Source organism: Variovorax sp. GrIS 2.14, from assembly GCF_046115955.1.
Classification (GTDB): domain Bacteria; phylum Pseudomonadota; class Gammaproteobacteria; order Burkholderiales; family Burkholderiaceae_C; genus Variovorax.
This window is the reverse complement of record NZ_JBJXIA010000017.1, coordinates 59,591-85,898: the sequence shown is the minus strand read 5'-3', so window position 1 is coordinate 85,898 and position 26,308 is coordinate 59,591. Positions and strand designations below refer to the sequence as shown.

The window sequence follows — 26,308 nt, the reverse complement described above, 5'->3', positions numbered from 1 at the left end:
TGGTTATTCCAGTCGGTGATCTGGTTGGGGTGAACGTCATGCTGCTGCGCCAGTTCGGCCAGCGTCTTGTCGCCTCGAACGGCCGCCAGCGCCACCTTGGCTTTGAATGCCGCTGAGTGCGTGCGGCGGGGTCTTCTGCTCATCTTTGCTCCAGTCTTCACAGGCGAGGTCCTCGCCAGCAGGAGCAGTTTCCACACTTATCGGGTTGTTCAGATTTCCGGGGCCAGCTCTCTTCCCCGCGTAGTACCCGAATCGCATGCCTGCGGTCATAACCGGTCACCGGTCAGTGCCACGAATTCATAGAGGACCTTGATCCGGTCGCCTAACGCTGCGCTGCGATACCGCTCCCGCAGCGCCTCGACCAACTCCTTGCGTGTTGTCATGCTGACTTGCCTTTTCACGTTGCGCTTCCGCTGGAAAACACAACGGGTAGCAAATTACGTATGGCAACAGGTCAGCGCGAGTAGCATTTTTGATGCGGTAATGCGGTGGCCAAGATAGTTGAGGCCAGCCACACCAATGAGCGCCCGGGTGCTGCACACGTTCAAATCCGTCTTGCCAGTGACTTCGTGCCAGTTCTCCGCCCACTTCCGATTGGACCTATCCTGAATTGCCTTGTCGAAGTCGGCCGGGAACGTCGGGCATTCGCGATCAACATTGCCGGACATGGCGCTTACCTCGGCGCTTACTGTGAGGGCTACCGCGCGCTACCCGCACGTCAGGCGTACAGCGGCTCCTCGCCCATCTGCTCGCACTGCTCCTGCAGCATGAGCACCTGGCCTTTCCAGTAGTCGCTCGAGCCGAACCACGGAAAGTTGATCGGGAAGATCGGGTCTTCCCAGCGCCGTGCGAGCCAGGCGCTGTAGTGGATCAGTCGCAGCGTGCGAAGCGGTTCGATCAGCGCCAGCTCGCGCCGGTCGAACGAGCGGAATTGCTCATAGCCTTCGAGCAGGCCGCTCAACTGGCCGGTGCGCTGCGCCCGGTCGCCCGACAGCAGCATCCACAAATCCTGCACCGCGAAGCCGGTCCGAGCGTCGTCCAGGTCGACGAAGTGCGGGCCGCCGCCGGGGCGATCGGTCGGGGTCCACAGGATGTTGCCGGGGTGGCAATCGCCATGCAGCCGCAGGCTCTTGAACTCGCTGCCGAAGCGGCCTTGCGCATCCGTCGCGAGCGCGGTCTTTGCGATCATGTCGAGCGCCTCGTTGCACGTCGTTTCCCACAGGCGCTGTACGTCGAGCGGAATTTTCTGGTTGCCCAGCAACCAGTCGCGCGACGCCGTGCCGAAGCTCTGCAGGTCGAGCGCCGGGCGCGACTCGAAAGGCCGCTTTGCGCCGACCGTGTGAATGCGCGCGAGAAAGCGGCCGATCCATTCGAGCACCTCGAAATCGTCCAACTCGGGAGGGCGTCCACCGCGGTATGGGCTCACGCTGAAAGCGAAGCCGGCGTGGTGGTGCAGCGTGGCGCCATTCAGTTCCAGCGGGGCCACGGCCGGCACTTCGGCCGCGGTGAGTTCCGCCGAAAAGGCGTGCTCTTCGAGGATCTGCACTTCGCTCCAGCGGCCGGGCCGATAGAACTTGGCGACCACGGCGCTGCGGTCTTCGAGGTGGATCTGGTAGACCCGGTTTTCATAGGAGCTGAGGGCCTGCAGTCGGCCGTCGCCGTGCAGGTCGAGCGTGGCGAGCGCATCGAGCACCACGTCCGGTGTAAGCGTCTCGTAGGGATGGAGCGAGGGCTCTGAAGGGCCGGCGTCGGCGCCTGCTGGCGAGTGAGGTTGCATGAGGCATTGTCGTCCTCGCGGCGCCAGCAGAGGCCGGCAGCATCAGGGTCGCTCGCAGGGCCAATGCAGCCCCGGGGCCGGGCGGCGAACCTACAGCGCCTTATGGAACGACAGCATGTGCCCCATGCGTGGATGGCTGCGGCCGCCCAGCACTTCGGCGTAAGCGGCTTGCACGGCTTCCGGCCCGTGATGCTGGTCGGGCACCAGCCACGGCGCGGCCGGGTCGGTCACCTGCGCGGTGAAAGACTTCCACGCCGTCAGCAACTTCTCGCCCATCACCCCGGCGCCCCATTCGTCGGTGCGCTTCTTGATTTGGGCCGGTGCGAAGAACAGGGTGGCGCGAGGTCCGGGCAAGTTCTTTGCGCCCCCCAGGTGCTCGACGTGCGTGCCCCCTATCGAGCTGCTGAAGCGCAGGTTGACGAAGCGTGTGTGGACCGCCAGCCTTAACGCCGCGTTGCCTGCGAAGTCGACATACACGCACGAGGCATCGGCCGGAATCAGCTCCAGCTCGTCGTAACCGACCACGCGGCTGTAGCAGCCCAGACTCTCGCAGAACAGCTTGTTGCCGGGCGAGGTCAGGCCGATCACTTCGATGCCGGGCCGCTGTGCCAGCTGAAAAGCCGTGCCGTAGGCGGTCTTGCTCGATGCACTCGACAGCAACACCGTGTCAGCACCGAAGAAGTCGTTGTCCGCAAGGAAGTCGTCGATCAGCCACGAGGTGATGAAGAGCGGCCGCAGCAGCGCCTGGATGTCTTCGGTACCTGCTGTGTAGAGCGGGTCGGCGCCGCATCGCATGTAGCGGTTGTAGACGGCATGCAATTCGCTCCGATGCGGGGCTGCGTCGGTGAAGCCATCGGGCCTGAGCCGGTCGGGTTGCAACACCACTTGGCCGGCCATCGGAAAGTAGCCGTAAACGCGCTCGCCGACCGCGACGCCCGGTTGCATCGACTGCGCGACACTGCCAAAGCCCCAGACCGGAATGCGGCCCCAGCCTTCTTCGCCGCTCGGGAAGAACTGCCAATAGCTCATCGCGTCACCGAAGGCGCCGTAGGTGATGTTGTTGGACGTCAGCGCGAAGGTGTCGATGCGCACGCGGACCTGGCCATCGGCCAGTGGTGCATCGCTGGAATTGCGCAGGCGTGTCGTGCCCAGGGCGTCTTTGCGGATCAGGAGGTCGGTGGTGCTCATCGGCAAACCATAGCGCAGGGTCGTAATGCGTGCACGAAAAAAAGCCCCGGGTCGTCGCGTGGGCGACGTGCCGGGGCTCGGTCGATCGGGTCGGGCGACCCGATCTGTCTGTCGATCAGGCGATCACGAGTTCGACGTCGATGTTGCCGCGCGTCGCGTTCGAGTACGGGCAAACCTGGTGGGCCGTTTCGACCAGCAGTTTCTTCTGTGCATCGTCCAGGCCCGGCAGGGTGATAGCGAGCTTGACCGACACGCCGTAGGCAGCGCCGCCGTTCGTGGGGCCGAGGGCGACGCTGGAGTCGATCGACACATCGTCCGGCACCTTGACGCTGATCTTCGGGCCGACGGCCTTCATGGCGCCGATGAAGCAGGCGGCGTAACCGACCGCGAACAGCTGCTCGGGGTTGGTGCCGGGCTTGCCCGAACCAGGCGAGCTGAGCTTGACGTCGACTGCGCCGTCGCTGGATTTGCCAGAGCCGTCGCGGCCGCCGACCGTGTGGGCTTCAGCCGTATAGAGCACTTTGTCGAGTTTGGTGGTCATGTGATTTCCTTGGGTTGAGGTTGGGGTAGAGAAAGGGGTGAGGGGAGAACAAAGAAATTTCAAGCGGCCTTGATGCGGTCGCGCAGCGTTTGCAGCTGCTGCGTGAGCGCGACCAGTTCGGACACAGAGCACTGCGTCGCGGCCATCAGGCAGCCCGGCACCGCGGCGGCGCGTGCCTTGAGCTTGCGACCGGAGGCAGTGAGGGTGACGCGCACGCGGCGCTCGTCGGCCACGTCGCGCACACGCGCCACATAGCCGCTGGCTTCGAGCCGTTTGAGCAGCGGCGTCAGCGTGCCGGAGTCGAGCGACACACGCTCGCCCAGCGCCGACACCATGACGCCGTCCTGCTCCCACAGGGCGAGCATGACGATGTATTGCGGGTAGGTGAGGGTGAGCTTTTCAAGCAGGGGCTTGTAGAGCCTCGTCATCGCCAGCGACGCCGAATACACCGCGAAGCACAGCTGGTTGTCCAGATGTTGCATGTCGACGGTGGCAGGTTTGGAGCGCATGAATCAAACTATATCGAACAACTAAATTGTGTGCAATCTAGTTGCGACATCGTTAATTGAAAGAATTTGAAACCGGCTGAATTTTCGAAGCGCCCGCAGCGCCTGAAAAGACTGCTTATCGGGTGGTCATCAACGCGTTGGCGACAGCATGGAACGCTGGCAGCGTCAGAGGGTCGTTGCCCGCGTTGGCAGCGATGGGGTGCGCTGCGTAGCGCACGATCACCATCTCGGCCTTCGGGTCGACGTAGATGCTCTGGCCGTGGATGCCGCGCGCCATGTAGGCGCCGTGGTCGTTGTTCGTCGACCACCACATGTCGCGGTACGACCAGCCCGGCAGCAAGGCGTAGCCAGCCTTTGCAAACTTCGCCTTGTCACCACCGCCCGTAATCTCGGCGATGGCCGACTGCGGAATGACTTGCTGGCCGTTGGCGCGACCGCCGTTGCGCATGGTTTCGCCGAAGCGCGCCAGATCGCGCAGCGTGGTGTTCAGGCCGCCGCCGCCCGACTCGGTGCCGATGCGGTCGACCATGAAGTAGGCGTCTTGCTCGGCCCCGATGCGGCGCCAGATCTTCTCGGAGAGAAGGTCGGCCAGCGACTGGCCGGAAGCGCGCCGCAATACCCACGCGAGCACTTCGGCGTTCACCGTCTTGTAGGCGAAGCCTTCGTCGTGCAGGCCTTCTTTTTGCAGAGTTTTCAGGAAGTCGTAGAAGCTCCTGGGGCCGGCGTAGCCGGGGCCCTGAACCATCATGCCGCCGGCACGTGCGTAGTCGAAAACCTCGGCTTTCGGGTCGGCGTAGTTCTCCGAGTACTTTACGCCGACGGTCATGTCCATCACCTGGCGCACGGTCGCGTCGCCGTACGCCGTGTCTTTCATTTCCGGCAAATACTTCGTCACCGGCGCAGCCGGATCGAGCTTGCCTTCTGCCACCAGGATGGCGGCCAGCGTGCCGACGAACGACTTGGTCACCGACATCGCCAGGTGCGGCCGCTCGGGCGTGAGCGCACCGAAATACTTTTCGTAGACGACGTCGCCTTTGTGCAGCACAAGGATGCCGTCGGTGTAGGTGCGCGGCAGCATCTGGCCGAAGGTCATCGGCTCGCCACCCAGCGCGGTGAAGGCGATGCCGTCGAGGTCGCGTGGCGCTGCGGGCAACGGGCTGGGCGCACCGCTGCCGCGCCAGACGTTGGCAGTCGGCACCGACTCGCGCACATGCGAAAAGCTCCAGCGGTTGCGCGGAAAAGCACCCCCTCTCGGGTCGTCGAAGGTGATGAGCTTGTCGGGCGCGGGCGGAAATCCCTGCATCCAGCCGAGCGCGCCGACCGACGTGGCCGCCGGATCGGGGAGCAGTGCTGGCGCAGGTTGGGCGGTGGCTTCAATCACGATGAAAAGTCCGGACAGGGCAGCGAGCGTGAGGGCGGCGAGCCCGGAGCGACGAGGAATGAACATGAAGCGTCTCCGTTTCAGCGTCCGCTGAACCGCGACGGCCGCCGCTCGACAAACGAGCGCACGCCTTCCGCGGCGTCTTCGCTATTCGACAGCCTCTTCTGCGTCTCGATGAATTCGGCGACCGCAGCCGCCGGGCCTTCTTCGACCGCTTTCAGAATGTTGAGACGCGTGGCGACAACGGCGAGCGGTGCCTGCGCTGCAATGCGTTGCGCAATCACCAGGGCTTCGTCGAGCTCCTGGCCTGCTGGCACGACCTTCTGCACGAAGTTGAGTCGATAGGCTTCGGCACTGCCGAACTCGTCGGCGGTGAGCAGATGCAGCATCGCGTTGCCCAGGCCCGCCCGCTCGGCCATCCGCAGCGTGGCGCCGCCGGTCGCCATGATCCCGCGCTGCACTTCGAGCTGTGAGAAGCGGCAGTTATCGGCCGCGACCACGATGTCGGCGCCGAGCATCAGCTCGATGCCCACCGTGAAGCAAATGCCCTTGACCGCCACCACCATCGGCTTGGTACGCCGCCGGTAGCCCGGCAGGCCGAAGTCGTGCGGCTCGACCAGGCCTTCCGGCACCGCCTTCTCGCCGCGCTTCATGTACTCGGTGATGAGCGGCAGATCGAGCCCGGCGGTGAAGTGATCGCCGAAGGCGTGCAGCACGCCGACGCGCAAGGCAGGGTCGTCGTCGAGCCGCGTGTAGGCCTCGGCCAGTTGCCGAAACATGGGCGGCGTCCAGCCGTTGCGCTTGGCCGGCCGGTTGATGCCGATCAGCAAGACATGGTCGATGACCTGCGTGTCGATGCAGCCTTCTACGGGCGGCGTTGTGGCAACAATGTTCATGGCGGTTGTCTCTTTGAATTATTGGTGAACACCGTGGAACCGGCTTCGCCGGGCCGCTGGTGTTGCCCCCTTGCAAGGGGGTGGCGGAAGCGACACGAAGTGCGCGACGACTCGGGGGTTAGTAGGTGTACACGCCGCGTTTTGTTTTTCTACCGAGCTGTCCCGCAGCGACCATTTCCTTCAGCAGCGGGCAAGGCCGGTACTTGGAGTCGCCGAATTGCGCGAGGTACACCTCCATCACCGCCAGGCACACGTCGAGCCCGATCATGTCGGCCAGCGCCAGTGGCCCGATCGGCTGGTTGCAGCCCAGCTTCATGCCGGCGTCGATGTCTTCGGCCTTCGCGAGTCCTTCTGACAGCACGAAAAAAGCTTCGTTGATCATCGGCACCAGGATGCGGTTGACCACGAAACCGGGTGCGTTTTTGACGGTGATCGGTGACTTGCCCAACCTCACGGCGAGTGCCTTGACTGCGTCGTGCGTTTCGTCGCTGGTGAGGTAGCCGCGAATGATTTCGACCAGCGCCATCATCGGCACCGGGTTGAAGAAGTGCATGCCGATGAAGCGCTCCGGGCGCGACGTGGCGGCCGCCAGCTGCGTGATCGAAATCGACGAGGTGTTCGACGCGATGATCACCTCGGGCGCGAGCAGTTCGTCGACCTGCTTCAGGATCTTGAACTTGAGCGCCTCGTTTTCGGTCGCGGCTTCGATTACCAGTTGCGCGCTCTTCAGTTCCGCGTAATCGGTCGAGCCTTTGATGAGCGCGAGCGCGACGTCTTTTTGCGCAGCCGTCAGCTTCTCTTTCTTGATGAGCCGGTCGAGGCTGCCCGCCACCGCCGCAATGCCCTTGTCGACCGCGGCTTGCGCGATGTCGACCATGACGACTTTCACGCCGGCCACAGCGCAGGCCTGCGCGATGCCGTTGCCCATGGTGCCGGCGCCGATGATGCCGACGGTCTGAATCGCCATTTGAAAACTCCTCGATGTGTTGGGAAAAAATGTCTGAAGGAAGCGCCCAGGAAGGTCGCGCCGATGGACCTTATTGTGAAACACGCGGTGATCAGGTTGTGAGCGACAAACCCCGGGGTTCAGCCCGGGGTCTAGCGAATCAGGCGCGAAGCGCGTATCTTGGATCAAGACGTCCACGCGCTAAAGCTATGTCCCTCCCGAACGCCATCGAACAACCCGAGCCGCACATGCGGGCGTGGAAGTTCGTGCTGCGTGCGACCTCCGCGCAGGAGGCGTTGCTGCGTCGGTTCAGCGGGCAGGCCCGCTGGGTCTGGAATCACGCGCTGGCCGAGCATCAGGCAAGGGATGTGCGTAAGGAGCCGCACGCAAATTACAACGCCATGGCCCTGTGGCTCACTGCGTGGCGCACAGCGCCTGAGACCGTGTGGCTTGCCCAGTCGCCTGTGCACGCGCAGCAGCAGGTGCTTAAAAGACTGGACGCCGCGTTCCAGCGCTACTTCGCCCCCGTTAAAGCCCGCAGGAAGCTGGGCTACCCCCGCTTTAAAAAATACGGGGACGATCCGGGGCTTCGCTTTCCCGTGGCCCCGCTGCTCGACCAAGCCAACGGGCGCCTCAAGCTTCCCAAATTAGGCTGGGTGCGGCTTCGCCAAAGCCAGGCGGTGGCCGGTGAGATCAGGAACGCGACCGTACGCCGCGACGCAGGCAAGTGGACCGTTGCGATCCAGACCCGCCACGCCGGCGTACTGCCGGCCGGCGGCCTGTCCCCATCGCTCGGCATTGATGTCGGCATAGCCACCTTTGCGGCGGACAGCAGTGGACGCATGGTCGAGCCGCTCAATGCGTTGAAGGCCCAGGCCGTCCGGCTGCGCCGGTACCAGCGCAGCGTGAGCCGGAAAGTGAAAGGCTCATGCAATCGCGAGAAGGCGGTGATCAAGCTACGCGCCCTTCACAAGAAGATCGCCAACCAGCGCAGCGACTGGCTGCACAAGCTCACCACGGGCTTGGCCAAAGAACATGCGGTGATCGCGATCGAAGACCTGCGCGTCGCGGACATGAGCGCCAGCGCCAGGGGGACGGTCGAGCAGCCCGGCGCGAAAGTGCGCCAGAAGGCAGGGCTCAACAAAGCCATCCTCGACCAGGGCTGGTCTGAGTTCGCCCGGCAGCTCGCGTACAAGCTGGAGAGCAACGGCGGTGCGCTGGTGAAGGTCAGCCCCGCCTACACCTCCCAGACGTGTAGCTGTTGCGGGCACGTGGACAAGCTCAACAGAAAGACGCAAGCGTTCTTCGTCTGCCTGGTCTGCGGCCATGCAGAACATGCGGACACCAATGCCGCAAAAAACATTCTGGCCGCGGGACACGCGGTCTGGACAGCGATGTCCGATGCCTGTGGAGGGGACGGCTCTGGCCTTGTGCGTAAGCGCAAGGCTAGACCCGCCCCCGTGAAGCAGGAACTCACCGAGGCGATCGTGCCCGCTCAGCAGGCTGAGCATGCATGACGCAGTAGGAATCCCCGCCCTTCAGGGCGGGGAGGATGTCAATTAAAGTTGTCGCATGACCATCATCGGCACGCCTCTTTCTCCTTTTGCAACCCGCGTCATGCTGCTCGGCTCCGGCGAGCTCGGCAAGGAGGTGCTGATCGCCTTGCAGCGCCTCGGCGTCGAGACCATCGCGGTCGATCGCTATGCCGACGCACCGGGCCAGCAAGTCGCGCACCACGCGCGCACCATCACGATGAGCGACCCCGCGGCGCTCAAGGCGCTGATCGAGGCCGAGAAGCCCGACCTCGTCGTGCCCGAGATCGAGGCGATCGCCACGCACATGCTGCAGGAGCTCGAAGACGCTGGTGTGGTACGCGTCATTCCTACCGCGCGCGCGGCTCGGCTCACGATGGACCGCGAAGGCATTCGTCGCCTCGCTGCGGAAACGCTCGGCGTGCCGACCAGCCCGTACAAGTTTTGCGATTCGCTCGTCGAGTTGCAGGCTGCCATCGATGGTCACGACAAAGACAAAGACAAAGACAAGGGCGAAAAGGGCATCGGCTACCCCTGCATCGTCAAGCCGGTCATGAGCAGTTCTGGCAAGGGCCAGAGCAAGATCGACGGGCCGGCCGACGTGCAAAAAGCGCGGGACTACGCCATGGCCGGCGGCCGTGTCAGTCACGGGCGGGTGATCGTCGAAGGCTTCATCGACTTCGACTACGAGATCACGCTGCTGACGGTGCGGGCACGCGGCGCAGCAGGCGCCGTCGAGACGAAGTTCTGTGAACCGATCGGCCATGTGCAGGTGAGCGGCGATTACGTCGAAAGCTGGCAGCCGCACCCGATGGCTCCTGCGGCCTTGCTGAAGGCGCAGCAGATCGCCGAAGCCGTGACGTCCGACCTCGGCGGTCAGGGCCTGTTCGGCGTCGAGCTGTTCGTCAAGGGCGACGAGGTCTGGTTCAGCGAAGTGAGCCCGCGACCGCACGACACCGGCATGGTGACGATGGCGACGCAGTGGCAAAACGAGTTCGAGCTGCACGCACGCGCCATCCTCGGATTGCCGGTCGACACCACGCTGAAAAGCGCGGGCGCCAGCGCGGTGATCTACGGCGGTGTCGACGCCACCGGCATCGTGTTCGACGGCATTGCCGATGCGCTGCAAGTGCCGGGGTCGGACATCCGTCTCTTCGGCAAGCCCGAGAGCTTCGTCAAGCGGCGCATGGGCGTGGCGCTGGTGCATGCGGCCGATGTGGACACGGCGCGGTCGCGGGCGAAAGATGCGGCTTCGCGGGTCAAGCCGCGCAAGGCCTGAGGCAGAGGCCAATTCGAAGAGCCGATTCAAATAGCGATTAAAAAACCAACCGGAGACATTCGAATGTTGCACCCCCAAGCCCGCGCACTGATGGACCTTATGGCCGAGCGTGGCGTGCCACCGACCCATACGCTCTCACCCGCCGAGGCGCGCGCTTTCTACCGTGAGCGGCGCACCTTCACGCAGCCTGAACCGCCGCAAGTCGCGGCAGTGCGCGAGCTGACGGCCACTACGCCACAGGGCGACATCCCGCTTCGCCTGTATCGGCCGCTGGGTTCTGACGCCACAACGGTGTTGCCGGTGCTGGTTTATTACCACGGCGGGGGCTGGGTCATTGGCGACCTCGACACGCACGACACGCTGTGCCGCGAGCTGGCAAACGCCGCCGGTTGTGCGGTCGTCGCTGTCGACTACCGCATGGGGCCGGAGCATCGCTTTCCGGCTGCAGTCGACGATGTACTGGCTGCCACCCGCTGGGTGCGCGAGCAGGCTGGTGCGTTGAGGCTCGATCCCGGCCGACTCGCAGTGGGCGGCGACAGTGCAGGCGGCAATCTGGCCGCTGTGGTCGCGCTGGCGGCCCGTGATGCCGGCGATCTGCCGATCGCGTTCCAGTTACTGATCTACCCGGCCACCGACATGCGCCGTGGGCATCCTTCGCACACGACCAACGGAGACGGCTATGTGCTGACACGCGACACGCTCGCTTACTTTCACGACCACTACATCGCTGACCCCGCGCACGATCTTGATTGGCGCGCGTCGCCTTTGCTGCACACCGATCTGGCGGGATTGCCGCCGGCACTGGTGATCACGGTTGGCTACGACCCATTGCGGGATGAAGGCCTGGACTACGCCCGCGCACTGACCGAGGCCGGCAACCGAGCGACCTGCGTCTGCTTCGAGCGGCAGATTCACGGCTTCATCACGATGGGCCGCGTGCTCGACGAGGCGAACACGGCGGTGGCTTTGTGTGCGGCCGAACTTCGGCGCGTATTGGGTTAACCGCGCGGGCTAACCGCGGACAGGCCCGGCGCGCTGGCCCACATCGCGCCAGACGCAAAAAAGGCTCCCGAGGGAGCCTTTTTATCTATTGCGTGAGCAACCGAGCTGCTAGAGCTTAGTAACCGCCGCGGCTTCCGCCGCCGCCGCCACCACCGTAGCCGCCACCGCCACCGCTGCGGCCACCGCCGCCGCCGCCACCACCGTAGCCGCCACCGCCACCACCGGCGCCGCCGCCGCCGTATCCACCGCCGCCGCCGCTACGGCCGCCACCACCACCGAAACCGCCGCCAGCTGGGCGGGGTTCCATCGGACGGGCTTCGTTCACGGTCAGGGCGCGACCGTCGAGCGAATGGCCGTTCATGCCATCGATGGCTGCCAACGCTTCAGCGTCGGTACCCATTTCGACAAAGCCGAAGCCCTTTGAGCGGCCGGTGTCACGTTCCATCATGACCTTGGCAGATGCGACCGAACCGTACTGGCCGAAGGCCTGCTCGAGGTCGTTGTCACGGATGTTATAGGACAGATTGCCTACGTAAAGTTTCTTGCCCATGGAGGGACTCCTAATTCAGACCAACAAAACAAAGCGATGGAGTCCCAGAATCACAACAAACAAATGCGCTGTGGCGCGAAACTGACCGATCACCGGATCACGTGCTCACAAAGATAAATTGCTGACACGTCCAGCTATTATCCGCCTGATTTGCAGTTTGGGTACGAAATCGTGTTTTATTGATCGATCCGGCGTGGCGCCGAGCGATTTCGCAACGGTTTGAGCAGGTCCGAAAGCCCGTTGTGGTCGATTTCATGCATCAGCGCGAGCAGGCGGCCAATTTCTCCCGAGGGAAAACCCTCGCGAGCGAACCATGTGAGGTAGTTGCCGGGCAAATCGGAGATCAGTCTGCCTTTATGTTTGCCAAATGGCATTTCCAGGGTGACGAGGCGTTCCAGGTCTTCGGGCTTCATGTGCTTCAGCCGCCGCTGCGTTTCACGCTGCGGCCCTGCTTCACCAGCGCCGTGGTCACGACATCGCGATGATCGCCCTGGATTTCGATGACGCCGTCCTTCACCGTACCGCCGGAGCCGCAGGATGCCTTGAGTTGTTTTGCCAGCAATGCCATCGCATCGGCATCGAGCCCAAGGCCTTTGATCAGCGTCACCCCCTTGCCTTTGCGGCCCTTGGTCTCGTGCGATAGACGCACAATGCCGTCGGTGGGCGACGCAGGCGCCGTGACTTGGCCGCCGCACACGCACGAAGCGACGGGCTGACGGCAATCGGGGCAGATGCGCCCAGCGTCGGTGGAATAGACCAGCCGGCTGGAGGATGCTCCGGGCGTGACGGTGCGCTTGATCATTTCGACGATTTTATTTGTGACGTTTATATTTTTATCAGCACGCTGACCTCATGCCATTTTCTTCACTGGGCTTGATTCCCGCCCTCTTGCGCGCCGCGACCGAGTTGGGCTACGCCACGCCGACCCCGATTCAGTCGGCTGCGATCCCGCCGATTCTGCAGGGCCGCGACGTGCTCGGTTCGGCCCAAACCGGCTCGGGCAAGACGGCCGCATTTTCCTTGCCGATGCTGCAACGCCTGGCAGCCGGGCAGCATCACACGCCGCGCCGTGTCCGTGCGCTTGTACTTGTGCCCACGCGGGAGCTCGCGGCGCAGGTCGGCGAGGCGATGCGCAGCCTGGCGCAGCATCTGCCCGAGCCGCTGCGCATTGCCATCGCCTTTGGCGGCGTCTCGATCAATCCGCAAATGATGGGCTTGCGTGGCGGCGCCGACATCATGGTCGCTACGCCGGGGCGGCTGCTCGACCTAGTGGCGCACAACGCGCTGAAGCTGGCGTCGGTCGAGACGCTGGTGCTCGACGAAGCCGACCGCCTGTTCGATCTCGGCTTTGCCGAAGAGCTCGGGCGCATTCTGGCGATGCTGCCTGCCGAGCGGCAGAACCTGCTGTTTTCAGCGACTTTTCCCGCCGCGATCCAGGGCCTGGCCGACAGCCTGCTTCGCGACCCAGTGCGCGTCGAAGTGCAAGGTGCGCCCGGCACCGAGCCGGCCATCGTGCAGCGTGCGATCGAGGTCGACGCCAACCGCCGCACCCAGTTGCTGCGGCACCTGATCAAAGAAAGCAAATGGGAGCGCGTGCTGGTGTTCGTCGCGACCCAGCACGCCGCCCAGACGGTGGCAGAAAAGCTCTACAAGAACCACATCTACGCCGTGCCGTTCCACGGTGACATCGCCCAAGGCACGCGGGCCGACATCCTGGCGCAGTTCAAGGACAGCCGCTGGGACGTGGTGGTCGCCACCGATCTGGCTGCGCGCGGCCTCGACATCGCCGACTTGCCCGTCGTTATCAATTACGACCTGCCGCGCTCACCGGTCGACTACACGCACCGCATCGGGCGCACCGGCCGCGCGGGGGAAACCGGGGTCGCGATCAGCTTCGTCACGGCGGAAAGCGCGGCGCATTTCAGCTTGATCGAAAAACGGCAAGGCTTGAGCTTGCCGCGAGAGCGTATCGAGGGCTTCGAGCCGACCGAAGCAGCGGTCGCGGTCCTGGAGGCAGTGGCCATCGCTGCGCCAACGTCGAGCACGGGCGGCGTCAAGGGCAAGCGGCCGAGCAAGAAGGACAAGCTGCGCGCCGCGGCAGCGCAGGCAGCGGGCGCTCCCGTCGTCGACGTACCGCAAGACTGACGGGCACACCAGGCAGGCGGCTAAAAAAAAAGGCATGGGCGCAGTGCCCATGCCTTTTCTGATTTGCAGACCATCACGGTCTGCCGCAGTGCGTGCCGCGCGGGGCGGCACCTATGGCGCGGTCTCGTTCGGTATCAAACGCCGAGGATCGACACCGACTTCGTCACCAGGTACGACTCCAGCGCCTCTGGGCCGCCTTCCGAACCGTAGCCCGAATCCTTGACGCCACCGAAAGGCATCTCGGCCGATGGCATGGCAGGCTGGTTGATCCACAGCATGCCGAGTTCGAGCCGCTGGCCGAGGATGTGCGCCGTCTTGATCGACTTGGTGAAGGCATAGCCAGCCAGACCGAAGGGCAGGCGGTTGGCTTCGGTGATGGCTTCTTCGAGAGTGTCGAAACCGCGGACCGCTGCGACCGGGCCAAAAGGCTCGTTGTTGAACACGTCGGCGTCGAGCGACACGTTGGTGATGACGGTCGGTGCATAGAAGTTGCCTTCGCCGCTGATGCGTTCACCGCCGGTGGCGATGGTGGCGCCCTTGGCGCGCGCATCGTCCATCACCTTGGCCATGGCCGTGATGCGGCGTGCATTCGCGAGTGGGCCGAGGGTGGTGCCGGCGGTCAGGCCGTCACCGAGCTTCAGGCTTTCAGCGTGCTTGACCAGTGCCTTCGAGAACTCGTCGACCAGGCTGTTGTGCACCAGAAAGCGGGTCGGCGAAATGCAGACTTGGCCGGCATTGCGGAACTTGGCAGCACCCGCCGCCTTTACCGCGAGCGCGACATCCGCGTCTTCGGCAACGATCACCGGCGCGTGGCCGCCGAGTTCCATCGTCACGCGCTTCATGTGCGAGCCGGCCAGCGCGGCCAGTTGCTTGCCAACGGGCGTCGAGCCGGTGAAGGTGACCTTGCGGATGATCGGGCTGGCGATCAGGTAGCTGGAGATTTCAGCCGGGTCACCGCACACCAGGCCGACGGTGCCGGGCGGGATGCCGGCATCGACGAAGCATTGCAGCAGCGCGGCAGGCGATGCCGGCGTTTCTTCCGGCGCCTTCACCAGGAACGAGCAACCGGTGGCCAGAGCCGCGCCGAGCTTGCGCACGATCTGGTTGATCGGGAAGTTCCAAGGCGTGAAAGCGGCGACCGGACCGACCGGCTCCTTGAGCACGAGTTGTTGCGCGGCCAGGTTGCGCGACGGCACGATGCGGCCGTACACGCGGCGACCTTCGTCGGCGAACCATTCGATGATTTCGGCGCCAGCCATCACCTCACCGCGGGCTTCGATCAGCGGCTTGCCTTGCTCTTGCGTGAGCAGGCGCGCGATGGCGTCGGCGCGCTCGCGCAGCAGGCCGGCGGCCTTGCGCATGACGTTGGCGCGCTCGGGAGCCGACGTGTTCTTCCACGCATCGAAACCGCGCTGGGCAGACGCCAGCGCCTGGTCGAGGTCGGCGATGCCGGCGTGCGCGACCTTGCCGATCGGCTTGCCGGTGGCCGGGTTGATCACGTCGATGGTCTTGCCGCTCTTGGCGTCGGTCCATTCGCCATTGATGAGCAGGCGGGTGTCGGTATAGCTGGTTGTCATGAAGGTGCCTTTTCCTGAGGAGGAGTGAGGGTGGGATGAAAGTGGCCGCGCTGTATCTGAATTTGGCCAAAACGACGCCAGGCCAGGCCAGGCCAAGCGGAGCGACAGCAGCGAGGGCGACAACTTTACCAACGACCGGCGACCGCCTCGTGCGTGGGGTCGCAGCGGGACGGCATCGAGGTTCGGGCGCTCCTCCTACGCGCGGCCGAATGGACGCACTTTCTTTTTGGCTAGAGTGTCGGAAGACACGCAGAAAAAAGGAGCGCACCGTGGCAGACACCGACGACAACTTCGACCCGACAGCCAAGTTGGTTTTCGACCTCAACCTCGCTCTTTACCTCGACCTGGTGGCGGTGCTTGAAAAGGCCGGCGTGGTCACGTACCGGCAGATGGCGGCACGCGTCTTGAACATCAGCATCGACGCGCGCGACGATGGCGATGTGCCGTTGTCCACCGCGCTGGAAGGCATCGCCAAAGGCTTTGCCGGTCAACGCGATGGCTTGTCGATCGGCCTGCTCAAGGCAGCGGGCGACCTGCGCAATGACGAGGCGCTCGGCGACATCCCCCGGCTGCCGGACGACATCTGACACCGACCCGGCCGTCCTTGGCCGATGGGCCGCTCTCGGCTGTCCTGCCGACGTCGTGCGCTCAGCCTCGAAACCGTTTGCGCGTCAGCCCCAGCGCAATCCAGAACGCTGCCACGGCATACACCGCCAGCACCACCGCGTGGCGTACCCAGTCGGCTGGCCACTGGTCCATGAAGAGCGGCCGTACCAACGCTACCGCGTTGGCCAGCGGCAACCAGGCCGCAATGACGCGCACCACCCCAGGCAATTGCTCCAGCGGAAAAAACACGCCGCTCAGGAACATCATCGGCGTCATGAAGAGCGTGAAGTAATAGGTGAAGAAGTCGTAGCCCTTCGCCAGCGCATTGAAGACCAGCGCGATGCTCGAAAACGTGATGCCCGAGGCGATGAGCACCAGCCACGCGACGATGAGCTTAGGGCTGTGGCTGATGCCCAGCGCCAGCATCACCAAGAGGATGGCGGTGACCGTGAAGATGGACTTGAACGCGGCCCACAGCATCTCGGCCAGCACGATGTCGTCGAGCCCGACGGGCGCGTTCATGATGCCGTCCCACGTCTTTTGCACATGCATGCGCGAGAAGGCCGAGTAGAGCGCCTCGAAGCTCGCCGCGTTCATGGCGCTCATGCAGATCGAGCCGCTCGCCAGGAACAGGATGTACGGTACCTTGACGCCATCGACCGCCACCTGGCCGACCAGCGCGCCCATGCCGTAGCCGAAGGCGACGAGCCAGATCAACGGCTCGGCGATGTTGCCGATGAGGCTCGGGATCGCCAGCTTGCGCCACACCAGCAGGTTGCGCAGGAACACCGGCCACCAGCGCATCGAGAGTGCCGGCGGCCGCCAGATCGATGGAGCCGCGGAGTTCGCCGCAATGGTGCCCTTTGCAGTGGTCGTGGTCATGCCTAGCCGTCCTCGCGAATCTGGCGGCCGGTGAGCTTGAGGAACAAGTCTTCGAGGTTGGCCGGCCGGTGAAAGGTGCGCAGCCCGCTTTGCCGGGCGCCCAGCGCCGCCAGCAACGCACGCGCATCCTGCGTGTAGAAAAAAACCGTCTCGCCACTGACCTCGACGCGCGCGGCCATCGCCTTCAGTTCGGGCACCTCGGCCAGTGCGACGGCGCCGTTGCCGTACACCTCGACGACGTCGGGTTCCAGATGTTCGGCGATGAGATCGCTCGGCTTGCCTTCGGCGATCTTGCGACCGTGGTCGAGCACCAGCAGACGCGAACACAGGCGCTCGGCTTCGTCCATGAAGTGCGTGGTCAGCAAGATCGATTTGCCTTGTTGCAGCAGCACCTGCAAGCGCTCCCACATCAGGTGGCGTGCTTGCGGGTCGAGCCCGGTCGTGGGCTCGTCGAGCAGCAGCAGCTTGGGATCGTTGACCAGTGCACGCGCCAGCGACAACCGCCGGCGCATGCCGCCGGAGAGTTCACCTGGCTTGGCATCGGTCTTGTGCGAGAGCGCCGCGAACTCAAGCAGCTCGGGCACACGCGGCAAAATCTCGCGCTTGCTGAAGCCGAAGTAGCGGCCGTAAACGACCAGGTTTTCGGCGCAGCTGAAATCAGGGTCGAGCGTGTCGAACTGGGTGACCACGCCGATCTGCGCCTTGATGGCCAGCGCGTCGCGCGGCATCGACAGCCCGAGCGCATCGATGGTTCCGCTGTCGGGGACCGTGAGGCCGAGGCACATGCGGATGGTGGTGGTCTTGCCCGCACCGTTCGGGCCGATCACGCCGAGACATTCGCCGGGCGCGATGTCGAACGACAGATCGTCGACGACGGTGTTGCTGCCATAGCGCTTGCTTAGATTGCGGACCTTGAAAAGAGAGTCGGTGGCGTCGGTGGAATCGGTAGGGGCAGTCACATGTGCATTGTGGGCCCGCGCCGTCACAGCGCGAGGCCGGTGAACTCCGCCTTCATCCAGTCGACAAAGGCCCGCGTGCGTGCAGGCAACAAGCGCGCATGCGGATAGATCACGTTGACCGGCGTGGGTGGCGGCTCGAAGGCATCGAGCACGATCTTGAGCCGGCCTTGCGCAACGTGCGGCAGCACCTGGTAAGAGAAGAACAAGCCGAAGCCCATACCGACTGCGCACGACTCGATGGCTGGCGCGATGTGATTGAAGTCCAGGTTGCCCCGCGTCGCGACGGAGAACGGCTTGCCCTGATGCTCGAACCCCCACGGCGCGGTGCTGTTCGGATGCACGCGTACGCAGTTGGCATGTGCCAGTTCGCGCGGGTGCCCGGGCGTCCCGTGGCGCGCCAGATAGTCGGGGCTCGCCACCACCACGTGCCGCACCGTGCCGAGCCGCTGCGCGACCAGAGACGAGTCGGCGAGCGGGCTGATGCGGATGCCGACGTCGACGCCTTCTTCCAGCAGGTTGACCTGGCGATCGTGCAGCAGCACGCTGCAGTGCATGGTGTCGTAACGCGCTAGAAAGCGGGTGATCGCCGGCGCGACGTACATGTGGCCGAACAGCACGGGTGCGGTCACGGTGAGCCGGCCTGCCGGCTCGCGTGCCTCGGCGGTCAGTGCCAGGTCGGCCGCGTCGGCGGCGGCCAGTACATCGCGTGCGCTCTCCAAATAACGCTGGCCTTCTTCGGTGAGCGAGTTGCGCCGCGTGGTGCGATGAAAAAGCCGTACGCCCAGATGCGCTTCGAGTGCGGCCAGCGACCGCACCACCGCAGGCAACGAACTGCCCATGGCATCGGCGGCTTTGGTGAGGCTGCCCTGATCGGCGATCTGCACGAAAGTCTGCATGGCTTTGAGTCGGTCCATGGTGCAGATTAAACCGAAATACGCAGCAGTCAAATGTGCAAATCGCTATTCATGCTTGGGCTGCAAGAGAAAAGAATCGGGTCATTGCATTCACTTGAAAGCCGACCATGTCGAACTCGACCCGCAACAATCCGCTGCCAGCGCAACCCATCAAGCTCTACGGCAACGTCATCTCAGGGCATGTGCATCGCGTGCGCCTGTTCCTGTCGATCCTCGGGCTGCCCTTCGACGCCATCGAGATCGACTTCATGCAGCGCGCGCACCGCACACCGGAGTTTCTGGCGCTGAATGCCTTTGGACAGGTGCCGGTCATCGAGGATGGCGACGTGGTCCTTGCCGACTCGAACGCGATCCTGGTCTATCTGAATGAGCGGTATGCGTCGGACCCGACACGCTGGATGCCACGCGATCCGGAGGGAGCGACGCACGTGCAGCGCTGGCTGTCGGTCGCGGCCGGACCGCTGGCGAATGGCCCGGCGGCGGCGCGCGTTCTGGTGGTGTTCAACCGGCCGATCGATGCGACCGAGACGATCGCCCGGTCGCATGCCTTGCTGCAGGTGATGGAGGCGCAGTTGAGTCGGCAGTCGTTCCTGGTCGGCGCGAGCGCCACGCTGGCCGACCTCGCCAACTATGCGTACGTTGCCAACGCGCCCGAAGGCAACGTATCGCTCGACCCTTACCCGCAACTGCGCGCCTGGCTCGAACGCATCGAGGCATTGCCGGGCTTCCTGCCGATGGTGCGCACGCCGGTCGGGCTTGCAGTGTCGTCAAAGTAGACGGAGGCCTTACTGCCATGACCAACGAAGCGTTTCATTTGGGCGAGCAGGCGCTGCAAGCGCGTGTCGGTTTGCGCGAACGCCTGGCCGAGATCGGGCCGCCCATCATGCGCGACGAGATGCCGGACCCGCATCGGGCCTTCTTCGCGCAGTTGCCGTTCGTGATGTTCGGCAGCGTCGACGCGAGCGGCCAGCCGTGGGCCAGCGTGCTGGCCGGGCCGCCGGGATTCGCTCACGCCCCGGATACGCGGCATCTGCGCGTCGATTCGCTGCCAATGGGGGACGACCCTTTGTGCGATGCGTTGAACGTCGGCGCGCCGATCGGCGTTCTGGGCATCGAGCCGCATGCGCGGCGCCGCAATCGCATGAACGGCTGGATCGACGAAGTCGATGCACAAAGTCTCAGCATCGCGGTGGGACAGAGTTTCGGCAATTGCCCCAAGTACATCGTGCGGCGGCAGGCCAGCTTCGCGCCTGCTGCTGAGGACGCTGCGGTCGAGTCGTCTGTGCGTACTGCGCACCGCGCATCGACTGCAGCAGTGCGAGTCGACGCGCTCGACCACCAAGCGCGTCTGTTGATCGCGAGTGCCGACACGTTTTTCATCGCCACCGCGCATCCCCGGAGCGGCACCGATGACCAGCCATCGCATGGCGTCGATGTGTCGCATCGCGGCGGGCCGGCCGGCTTCGTTCGCATCGACGACCATCGCGTTCTCACGGTTCCCGATTACAGCGGCAACCGCTTCTTCAACACGCTGGGCAACCTCGCCCTCAACCCGCGCGCCGGCCTGCTGTTCATCGACTACGACAGCGGCGATCTGCTGCAGCTCGCCGTCACGGCGGAGATCGTTTGGACCGGCCCGGAGGTGGATGCGCTTCCTGGCGCCGAGCGGCTCGTTCGGCTGCGTGTCGATCGCATGCTTCGGCGCCCCGCGCCGTTGCCGCTGCATTGGGGCCGGGTGCAGTAGCAACGGGTGCAATAGCCAACCTCGGGGCACTGCGGGCAGAGGCGCCTGCGACACTTCGTTGGTGAACGAAGTGTGCGATGTGACGTCGCCTTAGCATCTGCAGATGAATCCCGATGCCCTTTCTGTTTCGTATCCCAACGCCGACGTGCAACTGGCTCGGCTCGCCGGCGCCATCGCCGAGCCTGCGCGTGCCCGGATGCTGTGCTGCCTGATGGACGGGCACGCGCGCACCGCGACCGAACTCGCCGTCGTCGCCGAGGTTGCAGCGTCGACGACCAGCGCCCACTTGGCGCGGCTGAAAGAAGAGCGGCTCATCGAATCGATCGCGCTAGGCCGTCACCGCTACTTCCGGCTGGCCGACGACGACGTGGCGGCCGCGCTCGAAAGCCTGCTCGTCGTCGCCGGCGCCTCGAGAGGATCGGGTGCGGCGCGAACTTCAGCCACAGCCGCGGCGCTCTCGACCTTCGAGCCCAACACGCCCATGCGTTTGCGCAGCGCCCGCACTTGCTACGACCACATGGCAGGCACAGCCGGCGTCGCGCTGCACGACCGCCTTCATGCGCAAGGCTGGCTGAGCGGTCTGCAAAGCGGCTCATACGACCTCACATCCGACGGCGCGGTTGCCCTCGAAAGCCTCGGTCTCGACGTCGATGCCGCACGACGATCGCGACGACGCTTTGCGTGCCCCTGCCTCGACTGGAGCGAGCGGCGCCCGCATCTCGGTGGTGCCCTGGGCGCAGCTTGCCTGCAACTGGCGCTGCGGCGCGGCTGGGTGCGGCAGGCGCTCGATGGCCGTGCGCTCACCGTGACGTTGAAGGCCGAGCGCGAGATGCCGGAACTGTTCGGCCTGAGCACACAACCACTCGCGGCGCGTGCAGCGCCGTCGACCCATGCTCGCCGCTGAGTGGAGCGTGCCGGCCGCGGCGGCCATGGCAGCGGTCGCCGGTGTCTTCGTCGCTGCCGGTGTAGTCAAGGGTGTGATCGGCCTCGGCTTGCCCACCGTGTCGATGGCGCTGCTGGCGCTCTGGATTGCACCGGTCGAGGCTGCGGCTTTGTTGATCGTGCCTTCGCTGGTCACCAACCTCTGGCAGATCCGCCCGTGGTCCTCTGTGCCAGCGATGTGGCGCCGCATCGCAGGCATGCAGGTCGGCGTTTGCGTGGGCACCTGGGCCGGCGCGCTGCTGTTCGGCGCACCGGCGGCCGCGTGGGCTTCGGTGCTTCTGGGTGTTGCCCTGATGGCTTATGCGGTGTGGGGCCTGATGGGTCGGAGCTTCGTGATCGCGCCGCGCCACGAGCGCTGGCTCGGACCGCTGATCGGTGTACTCACCGGGCTGGTCACTGCGGTGACGGGTGTCTTCGTGGTCCCGGCCGTGGCCTACCTGCAAGCGCTCGGCTTGCAGCGCGACGAACTGGTGCAGGCGATGGGCATTTCCTTCACCACGTCGACCCTTGCACTGGCCGCAGCGCTGGCTTTCGACATGGGCCATGGGGGTGGCTATCCCGCGGCGACACTTGGCATGTCGGTGGCGATGCTGCTCCCCGCGCTGGCCGGCATGGCGGCGGGGCAATGGTTGCGCGAACGCCTGTCGCCGGCCGTTTTCAAGCGCTGCTTTCTGATCGGCCTTGGCTTGCTCGGCGCTTACATGGCCGCCCGCGCCATCCATTGAAACTTTACTGAAACGCCACCTCGGCAAAGCTGCGCAGCTTGCGGCTGTGCAACTTGCTCGACCCTTCGCTGCGCAGGATGTCGATGGCCGCCATGCCGATGCGCAGGTGCTGCTCGACGCGCTCGCGATAGAAATGATTGGCCATGCCCGGCAGCTTGATCTCGCCGTGCAGCGGCTTGTCGCTCACGCACAGCAGCGTGCCGTAGGGCACCCGAAACCTGAAGCCGTTGGCGGCGATGGTCGCGCTTTCCATGTCGAGCGCGACGGCGCGGCTCTGGCTGAAGCGGCGCTGCGGCTGGTTGCCGGGCAGCAGTTCCCAGTTGCGGTTGTCGGTGCTGGCGACGGTGCCGGTGCGCATGAACTTCTTCAGATCGGGGCCACTCACTTTCGTCACCTGTTCGACTGCGCGCTCCAGCGCCAACTGGATTTCGGCCAGCGCTGGAATCGGTACCCACAGCGGCAACTCTTCGTCCAGCACGTGGTCTTCACGCACGTAGGCGTGGGCCAGCACGTAGTCGCCGAGTTGCTGGCTCGGGCGCAGTCCGGCGCAGTGGCCGAGCATCATCCAAGCATGCGGGCGCAGCACCGCGACGTGGTCGGTGATGGTCTTGGCATTGGCCGGACCGACGCCGATGTTGACCATCGTGATGCCGCTGCGGTCTTCGCGCACCAGGTGATAGGCCGGCATCTGCGGCAAGCGCGGTGGCGCCGTGCCCTGGCTGCCGTCGAGCAACTCGCGATAGGTCGTGTCGGCGCCCGCAGCCAGACCGCGCCGCCGCGTGATCACGTTGCCCGGTTCGATGAAGGCGACGTACTCGCTCTTCTCGTCGGTCATCGCTTCATGACCCAGCCGCACGAACTCGTCGATGTAGTACTGGTAGTTGGTGAACAGCACGAAGTTCTGGAACCACTCCGGCACCGTGCCCGTGTAGTGGCGCAAGCGGTGCAGCGAGTAGTCCACGCGGGCGCCGGTGAAGAGCGCCAGCGGCTGCGCTTCACCGGGCTTGGCTTCAAAGGTTCCGTTGGCGATGCCGTCGTCCATCGCGTGCAGGTCGGGCAGGTCGAACACGTCGCGCATCAGCGCGCGGCGGTCGAGGCTCATCGAGACTTCGACGTGATCGTTGTCGGTGAACGAAAAGTGGATGGGAATCGGCTGCGTGCTGGTGCCGATCTCAAGTTCGACCTGATGGTTTTCAAGCAGCAGGCGGAACTGTTCGAGGTAGTAGCGGTTGAAGAGGTCGGGCCGCGTCAACGTCGTCTCGTAACGCCCCGGCCCGGCCACGAAGCCGTAGCTCAGGCCGGCGTTGGCGGGTGGCGTGTTGCGCGAGACGGTGTGCGTGTGCACCCGCACGAACGGGTAGCACGCCCGCACCCGGCCCGGCAGGCTGTCCCCGTCGACGAAGCGCTGCATGGCGTCACGCAGATGCTGCAGGCCGCCGTTGTAGATGCTGCGAACCTGTTCGAGTGCTTCGGCGGCATCGGTGAAGCGGGCGGGTGCGATGAAGGCTGGCATGTAGGGCATGCGGACATTGTGCAGCGCCCGAAAGCATTGCGAATCAGCCGGCCACAGGCACCCGCATCGTCACGAACTCTTCGGCAACGGTCGGATGGATGCCGATGGTGCTGTCGAACAGCGCCTTGGTCGCGCCGGCGCGCATGGCCACGGCAAAGCCCTGCACCACCTCGCCGGCATCGGGGCCGACCAAATGCAGCCCGACCACGCGGTCGCTGGCCTTGTCGACCACCAGCTTCATGAAGGTGCGTTCGGTGCTCGCCGACAAGGTATGGCGCAGGGCGCGGAATTCGGTGCAGAACACGGTGACCTTGCCGAACTTCGCGCGCGCATCGGTTTCCGAATAGCCGCAGGTGCCGATGTTCGGGTGGGTGAACACCGCCGTCGGGATGAACTCGTAGTCGAGCTTTCTCACTCGATCGCCGAACAGCGCATCGACCACGACCATGGCCTCGGCCAGTGCGACCGGCGTGAGTTGCACGCTGCTCGACACGTCGCCGACCGCGTAGATCGACGGCACCGATGTCTTGTAGTGCGCGTCGACCGCGATGGCGCCATGCTCGTCGACGGCCACGCCCGCCGCCTCCAACCCGAGCGCCTGCGTGTTGGGCACACGACCGGTTGCGAAGAGCACCGTGTCGACCTCGATGGTCGCCCCACGCGCGAGCATCACGTTCAGCCCGCCCGGGCCGCGCGAAATGGAGTCGATTTCGCTGCTGAGGCGGATGTCGACCCCTGCCTTGCCCATTTCACTCGCGAGAAATTGGCGCACGTCGTCATCGAAGCCGCTCAACAGGTGCGCCCGGCGATGTACTTGAGTGACCTTGGCTCCGAGACCGTTGAAGATCGACGCGAACTCGCAGGCGATGTAGCCGCCGCCGACCACCAGCAGGCGCTTGGGAAACGGATCGAGGTCGAACATCGCGTCGGACGTCAGGATGTGCTCGCGGCCTGGCAGCTCGGGCACCCAGGGCGTGCCGCCGGTGGCGATCAGCAAATTCTTGGCGGTATAGCGCGTGCCGTCGACATCCACGGTGTGGGCGTCGACCAGTTGCGCCCAGCCGTTCAACAGCGTGACGTTGGCAGTCTTCAGCAACGAGGCGTAGACGCCGTTGAGCCGCGTGATCTCCTTTGCGCGCTGCGTCTTCAAGTGCGCCCAGTCGAAGCGAGGCGGCTCCGACAGCGTCCAGCCGAAGCCGGGCGCTTCCGCGAAGGCTTCCGCATAGCCGGCCGCGTAGCTGTAGAGCTTCTTGGGAATGCAGCCGACGTTGACGCAGGTGCCCCCGAGTTCGGCCGCCTCGGCCAGCGCAACACGGGCACCGCGTTGCGCTGCCATGCGCGATGCGCGCACGCCGCCGCTGCCGCCGCCGATGACAAATAAATCGAAGTCGTATGTGGGCATGAAAGCCTCCTTGACGACGACTGTAGCCGGCTGTCGATATGCGCTGGTGGCGAGGCCTATTGAACGGCTACCGGCTCGCGCCGCAGTGGATGCGCAAGAAAAAACCGCAGCATTTCTGCGCTGGCGTCCGCCCCGTTCGGCTGGGTGAAGCTGCCTCGCGAGCTCCCGCCCGACCAGGCGTGGCCGCCGCCGTGCAGGCGCCAGTGTTCGACCGTATTACGTCCCGGCGCGGCCGCGTAGACGGTGCGCGTGAAGCGTTGGCCTGCCGTCGAACTGCCTTCGGCGATGCGCGGCGTCGACGGATTGGCGCCGACTGCGGCGTCGACCACGGCATCGCCGTTGCGCGGGTTGACAGTGCTGTCGGCATCGCCGTGGAACACGATGAGCGGCGGCATGGAGGCCGTCGTGGTGGAAGAGGTCGAGGAAGCGGCGGCGTGGGGCGTCGCGCCCGCGCCGCTGCGCATGACCGACAGCGCCGCCATCACATCGGTCGCCGCGCCGCTGGGCAGGCCGGAGTGCACACCGACGCCCGCGAAGACATCGGGATAGCAGCGCCCGAGGATGTCCGCCATGGCACCGCCGGCCGACAGCCCCGCGACGTAGACCCGCGCCGGATCGACGTGGTTTTCGGCCATGACCGATTCGGTCAGCGCGACCAGCAACGCGGGCTCGCCGCGGTCGCGCTGCTGGTGCTGCGGCTTGAACCAGTTCCAGCAACGCTGCGCATTGGCATGCTGCGTCTGCGCCGGGTACAGGACGACCACGCCGAGCGCGCGGGCCAGCGTGTTCATCTGCGTGCCCGCGGCGAAGTCGGCCGGGTCTTGCGTGCAGCCGTGCAGCATCAGCACCAGCGGTCTCGGCGTGATGGCGAGACCGGCGGCGCTCGGTGGCACGTACAGCTTGTAGTCGAGGGTGCGGCCTTGGTGGGTAAAGCTGCCGTCGGTCCATTGCTCGGGGAGGGCTTCGGTGTCGACGTCCGGGGCGACATACGCCATGTCGGCTTCGGCGGGGGCACCAGCCGGCGTGTCCACCATTCGCGTACAGCCATCGAGCACGACGCTGGTGTTGTCGGGCGGCGTCGTGCGCGCAGTGGCATTGGGCTCGGGTTTGGCGCGAGTCGAGGACTCGAACGCCGAAGTTGCTTGTGAAGCAGCGGTTTGCGCCGCCTCCGTGGCCCCACGCAACGCCCGCTGGATTGCATCCGTCGCGGCCTGCAACTGCCCGCTGTGGGTCAGCTTCGTCGCTTCGGTCATCAATTTTTGGAAGAGGTTGTTCATGACGTCTTTGGGTCGGGTTTT

General features: G+C 65.0%; 28 protein-coding genes. 9 read left to right on the top strand and 19 right to left on the bottom strand.

Translation table 11 applies throughout. The annotated features are described in order from the left end of the window. From RCH10_RS22075 to RCH10_RS22035, 9 genes are all read right to left on the bottom strand, one after another. Positions 1-143, bottom strand: a 143-nt coding sequence (locus RCH10_RS22075) for a transposase (RefSeq protein WP_409054063.1), incomplete at its 3' end; no start/stop codon positions are given. Between the two features lie 294 nt (positions 144-437). After that, complete coding sequence (locus RCH10_RS22070; RefSeq protein ID WP_323495004.1) at positions 438-668, bottom strand: hypothetical protein; 231 nt, start codon at positions 666-668, stop codon at positions 438-440. A gap of 50 nt (positions 669-718) precedes the next feature. After that, positions 719-1,777 (bottom strand): serine/threonine protein kinase, encoded by a 1,059-nt coding sequence (locus RCH10_RS22065; protein ID WP_409054058.1) that lies wholly within the window; start codon positions 1,775-1,777, stop codon positions 719-721. A gap of 90 nt (positions 1,778-1,867) precedes the next feature. Beyond that, the gene (locus RCH10_RS22060; RefSeq protein WP_409054057.1) at positions 1,868-2,965 is read right to left on the bottom strand and encodes a DUF2855 family protein; all 1,098 of its coding nucleotides are present in this window, start codon (positions 2,963-2,965) and stop codon (positions 1,868-1,870) included. 115 nt (positions 2,966-3,080) lie between these two features. Further along, the gene (locus tag RCH10_RS22055) at positions 3,081-3,506 is read right to left on the bottom strand and encodes an organic hydroperoxide resistance protein (RefSeq protein WP_409054056.1); all 426 of its coding nucleotides are present in this window, start codon (positions 3,504-3,506) and stop codon (positions 3,081-3,083) included. Positions 3,507-3,565: 59 nt separating this feature from the next. After that, complete coding sequence (locus tag RCH10_RS22050) at positions 3,566-4,015, bottom strand: MarR family transcriptional regulator (RefSeq protein ID WP_323500150.1); 450 nt, start codon at positions 4,013-4,015, stop codon at positions 3,566-3,568. Between the two features lie 115 nt (positions 4,016-4,130). Next, positions 4,131-5,462 (bottom strand): serine hydrolase domain-containing protein, encoded by a 1,332-nt coding sequence (locus tag RCH10_RS22045; protein ID WP_409054055.1) that lies wholly within the window; start codon positions 5,460-5,462, stop codon positions 4,131-4,133. A gap of 14 nt (positions 5,463-5,476) precedes the next feature. Further along, positions 5,477-6,292, bottom strand: coding sequence for a crotonase/enoyl-CoA hydratase family protein (locus RCH10_RS22040; RefSeq protein WP_323500148.1), 816 nt, complete (start codon positions 6,290-6,292; stop codon positions 5,477-5,479). Between the two features lie 118 nt (positions 6,293-6,410). Continuing rightward, entirely contained in the window at positions 6,411-7,259 is an 849-nt protein-coding gene (locus RCH10_RS22035; protein WP_409054054.1) for a 3-hydroxybutyryl-CoA dehydrogenase, read from the bottom strand. Positions 7,260-7,447: 188 nt separating this feature from the next. Here RCH10_RS22035 and RCH10_RS22030 point away from each other — a divergent pair, with 188 nt between their 5' ends. From RCH10_RS22030 to RCH10_RS22020, 3 genes are all read left to right on the top strand, one after another. Next, on the top strand, positions 7,448-8,755 hold the full coding sequence (locus RCH10_RS22030) for an RNA-guided endonuclease InsQ/TnpB family protein (RefSeq protein ID WP_409054053.1): 1,308 nt from the start codon (positions 7,448-7,450) through the stop codon (positions 8,753-8,755). Between the two features lie 55 nt (positions 8,756-8,810). Continuing rightward, entirely contained in the window at positions 8,811-10,049 is a 1,239-nt protein-coding gene (gene purT, locus RCH10_RS22025) for a formate-dependent phosphoribosylglycinamide formyltransferase (RefSeq protein WP_409054052.1), read from the top strand. 63 nt (positions 10,050-10,112) lie between these two features. Then, on the top strand, positions 10,113-11,051 hold the full coding sequence (locus RCH10_RS22020) for an alpha/beta hydrolase (protein ID WP_409054051.1): 939 nt from the start codon (positions 10,113-10,115) through the stop codon (positions 11,049-11,051). A gap of 115 nt (positions 11,052-11,166) precedes the next feature. Here RCH10_RS22020 and RCH10_RS22015 read toward each other — a convergent pair whose 3' ends face one another. From RCH10_RS22015 to RCH10_RS22005, 3 genes are all read right to left on the bottom strand, one after another. Then, positions 11,167-11,601 (bottom strand): RNA recognition motif domain-containing protein, encoded by a 435-nt coding sequence (locus RCH10_RS22015; RefSeq protein ID WP_409054050.1) that lies wholly within the window; start codon positions 11,599-11,601, stop codon positions 11,167-11,169. 176 nt (positions 11,602-11,777) lie between these two features. Then, positions 11,778-12,014, bottom strand: a complete 237-nt coding sequence (locus tag RCH10_RS22010) for a DUF3820 family protein (RefSeq protein ID WP_409054049.1) — start codon at positions 12,012-12,014, stop codon at positions 11,778-11,780. A gap of 5 nt (positions 12,015-12,019) precedes the next feature. Next, on the bottom strand, positions 12,020-12,403 hold the full coding sequence (locus tag RCH10_RS22005; protein WP_409054048.1) for a translation initiation factor Sui1: 384 nt from the start codon (positions 12,401-12,403) through the stop codon (positions 12,020-12,022). Positions 12,404-12,453: 50 nt separating this feature from the next. Here RCH10_RS22005 and RCH10_RS22000 point away from each other — a divergent pair, with 50 nt between their 5' ends. Further along, positions 12,454-13,746: a DEAD/DEAH box helicase gene (locus tag RCH10_RS22000; protein WP_409054047.1), complete on the top strand. Its 1,293-nt coding sequence runs from the start codon at positions 12,454-12,456 to the stop codon at positions 13,744-13,746. A gap of 134 nt (positions 13,747-13,880) precedes the next feature. On the opposite strand, the gene RCH10_RS21995 is transcribed toward RCH10_RS22000, so the two are convergent. Further along, a complete protein-coding gene (locus tag RCH10_RS21995; protein WP_409054046.1) occupies positions 13,881-15,323 on the bottom strand; it encodes an NAD-dependent succinate-semialdehyde dehydrogenase in 1,443 nt (480 codons plus the stop codon). 269 nt (positions 15,324-15,592) lie between these two features. Between RCH10_RS21995 and RCH10_RS21990 the strand changes: the two genes are divergently transcribed. Next, entirely contained in the window at positions 15,593-15,910 is a 318-nt protein-coding gene (locus tag RCH10_RS21990; RefSeq protein WP_187054207.1) for a hypothetical protein, read from the top strand. Between the two features lie 61 nt (positions 15,911-15,971). Here the strand turns inward: RCH10_RS21990 and RCH10_RS21985 are convergent, their stop codons facing one another. The 3 genes from RCH10_RS21985 to RCH10_RS21975 are packed head-to-tail and all read right to left on the bottom strand — an operon-like array spanning position 15,972 to position 18,684. Then, entirely contained in the window at positions 15,972-16,811 is an 840-nt protein-coding gene (locus tag RCH10_RS21985) for an ABC transporter permease (RefSeq protein WP_409054045.1), read from the bottom strand. Between the two features lie 2 nt (positions 16,812-16,813). Further along, positions 16,814-17,770: an ATP-binding cassette domain-containing protein gene (locus RCH10_RS21980; RefSeq protein WP_409054044.1), complete on the bottom strand. Its 957-nt coding sequence runs from the start codon at positions 17,768-17,770 to the stop codon at positions 16,814-16,816. A gap of 23 nt (positions 17,771-17,793) precedes the next feature. After that, positions 17,794-18,684, bottom strand: coding sequence for a LysR family transcriptional regulator (locus RCH10_RS21975; RefSeq protein ID WP_323494988.1), 891 nt, complete (start codon positions 18,682-18,684; stop codon positions 17,794-17,796). A gap of 107 nt (positions 18,685-18,791) precedes the next feature. Here RCH10_RS21975 and RCH10_RS21970 point away from each other — a divergent pair, with 107 nt between their 5' ends. The 4 genes from RCH10_RS21970 (at position 18,792) to RCH10_RS21955 (ending at position 22,095) form a co-directional block, all read left to right on the top strand. Continuing rightward, positions 18,792-19,460, top strand: a complete 669-nt coding sequence (locus RCH10_RS21970; protein WP_409054043.1) for a glutathione S-transferase family protein — start codon at positions 18,792-18,794, stop codon at positions 19,458-19,460. A 17-nt stretch (positions 19,461-19,477) separates the two neighbouring features. Next, a complete protein-coding gene (locus tag RCH10_RS21965) occupies positions 19,478-20,428 on the top strand; it encodes a pyridoxamine 5'-phosphate oxidase family protein (RefSeq protein WP_409054042.1) in 951 nt (316 codons plus the stop codon). A 103-nt stretch (positions 20,429-20,531) separates the two neighbouring features. After that, a complete protein-coding gene (locus tag RCH10_RS21960; RefSeq protein ID WP_409054041.1) occupies positions 20,532-21,332 on the top strand; it encodes an ArsR/SmtB family transcription factor in 801 nt (266 codons plus the stop codon). Next, positions 21,319-22,095, top strand: a complete 777-nt coding sequence (locus RCH10_RS21955) for a sulfite exporter TauE/SafE family protein (protein WP_409054040.1) — start codon at positions 21,319-21,321, stop codon at positions 22,093-22,095. The genes RCH10_RS21960 and RCH10_RS21955 overlap by 14 nt, the downstream gene beginning before the upstream one ends. 4 nt (positions 22,096-22,099) lie before the next feature. Here the strand turns inward: RCH10_RS21955 and RCH10_RS21950 are convergent, their stop codons facing one another. From RCH10_RS21950 to RCH10_RS21940, 3 genes are read right to left on the bottom strand one after another with little or no spacing between them, the layout of a single operon-like run. Continuing rightward, positions 22,100-23,617 (bottom strand): AMP nucleosidase, encoded by a 1,518-nt coding sequence (locus tag RCH10_RS21950; RefSeq protein WP_187054214.1) that lies wholly within the window; start codon positions 23,615-23,617, stop codon positions 22,100-22,102. A 34-nt stretch (positions 23,618-23,651) separates the two neighbouring features. Continuing rightward, positions 23,652-25,010 carry a glutathione-disulfide reductase gene (gorA, locus tag RCH10_RS21945; protein WP_409054039.1) on the bottom strand — a complete coding sequence of 453 codons (1,359 nt, stop codon included), beginning with the start codon at positions 25,008-25,010 and terminating at the stop codon, positions 23,652-23,654. 56 nt (positions 25,011-25,066) lie between these two features. Continuing rightward, the gene (locus tag RCH10_RS21940) at positions 25,067-26,287 is read right to left on the bottom strand and encodes an alpha/beta hydrolase family esterase (RefSeq protein WP_409054038.1); all 1,221 of its coding nucleotides are present in this window, start codon (positions 26,285-26,287) and stop codon (positions 25,067-25,069) included. Positions 26,288-26,308 lie beyond the last annotated feature (21 nt).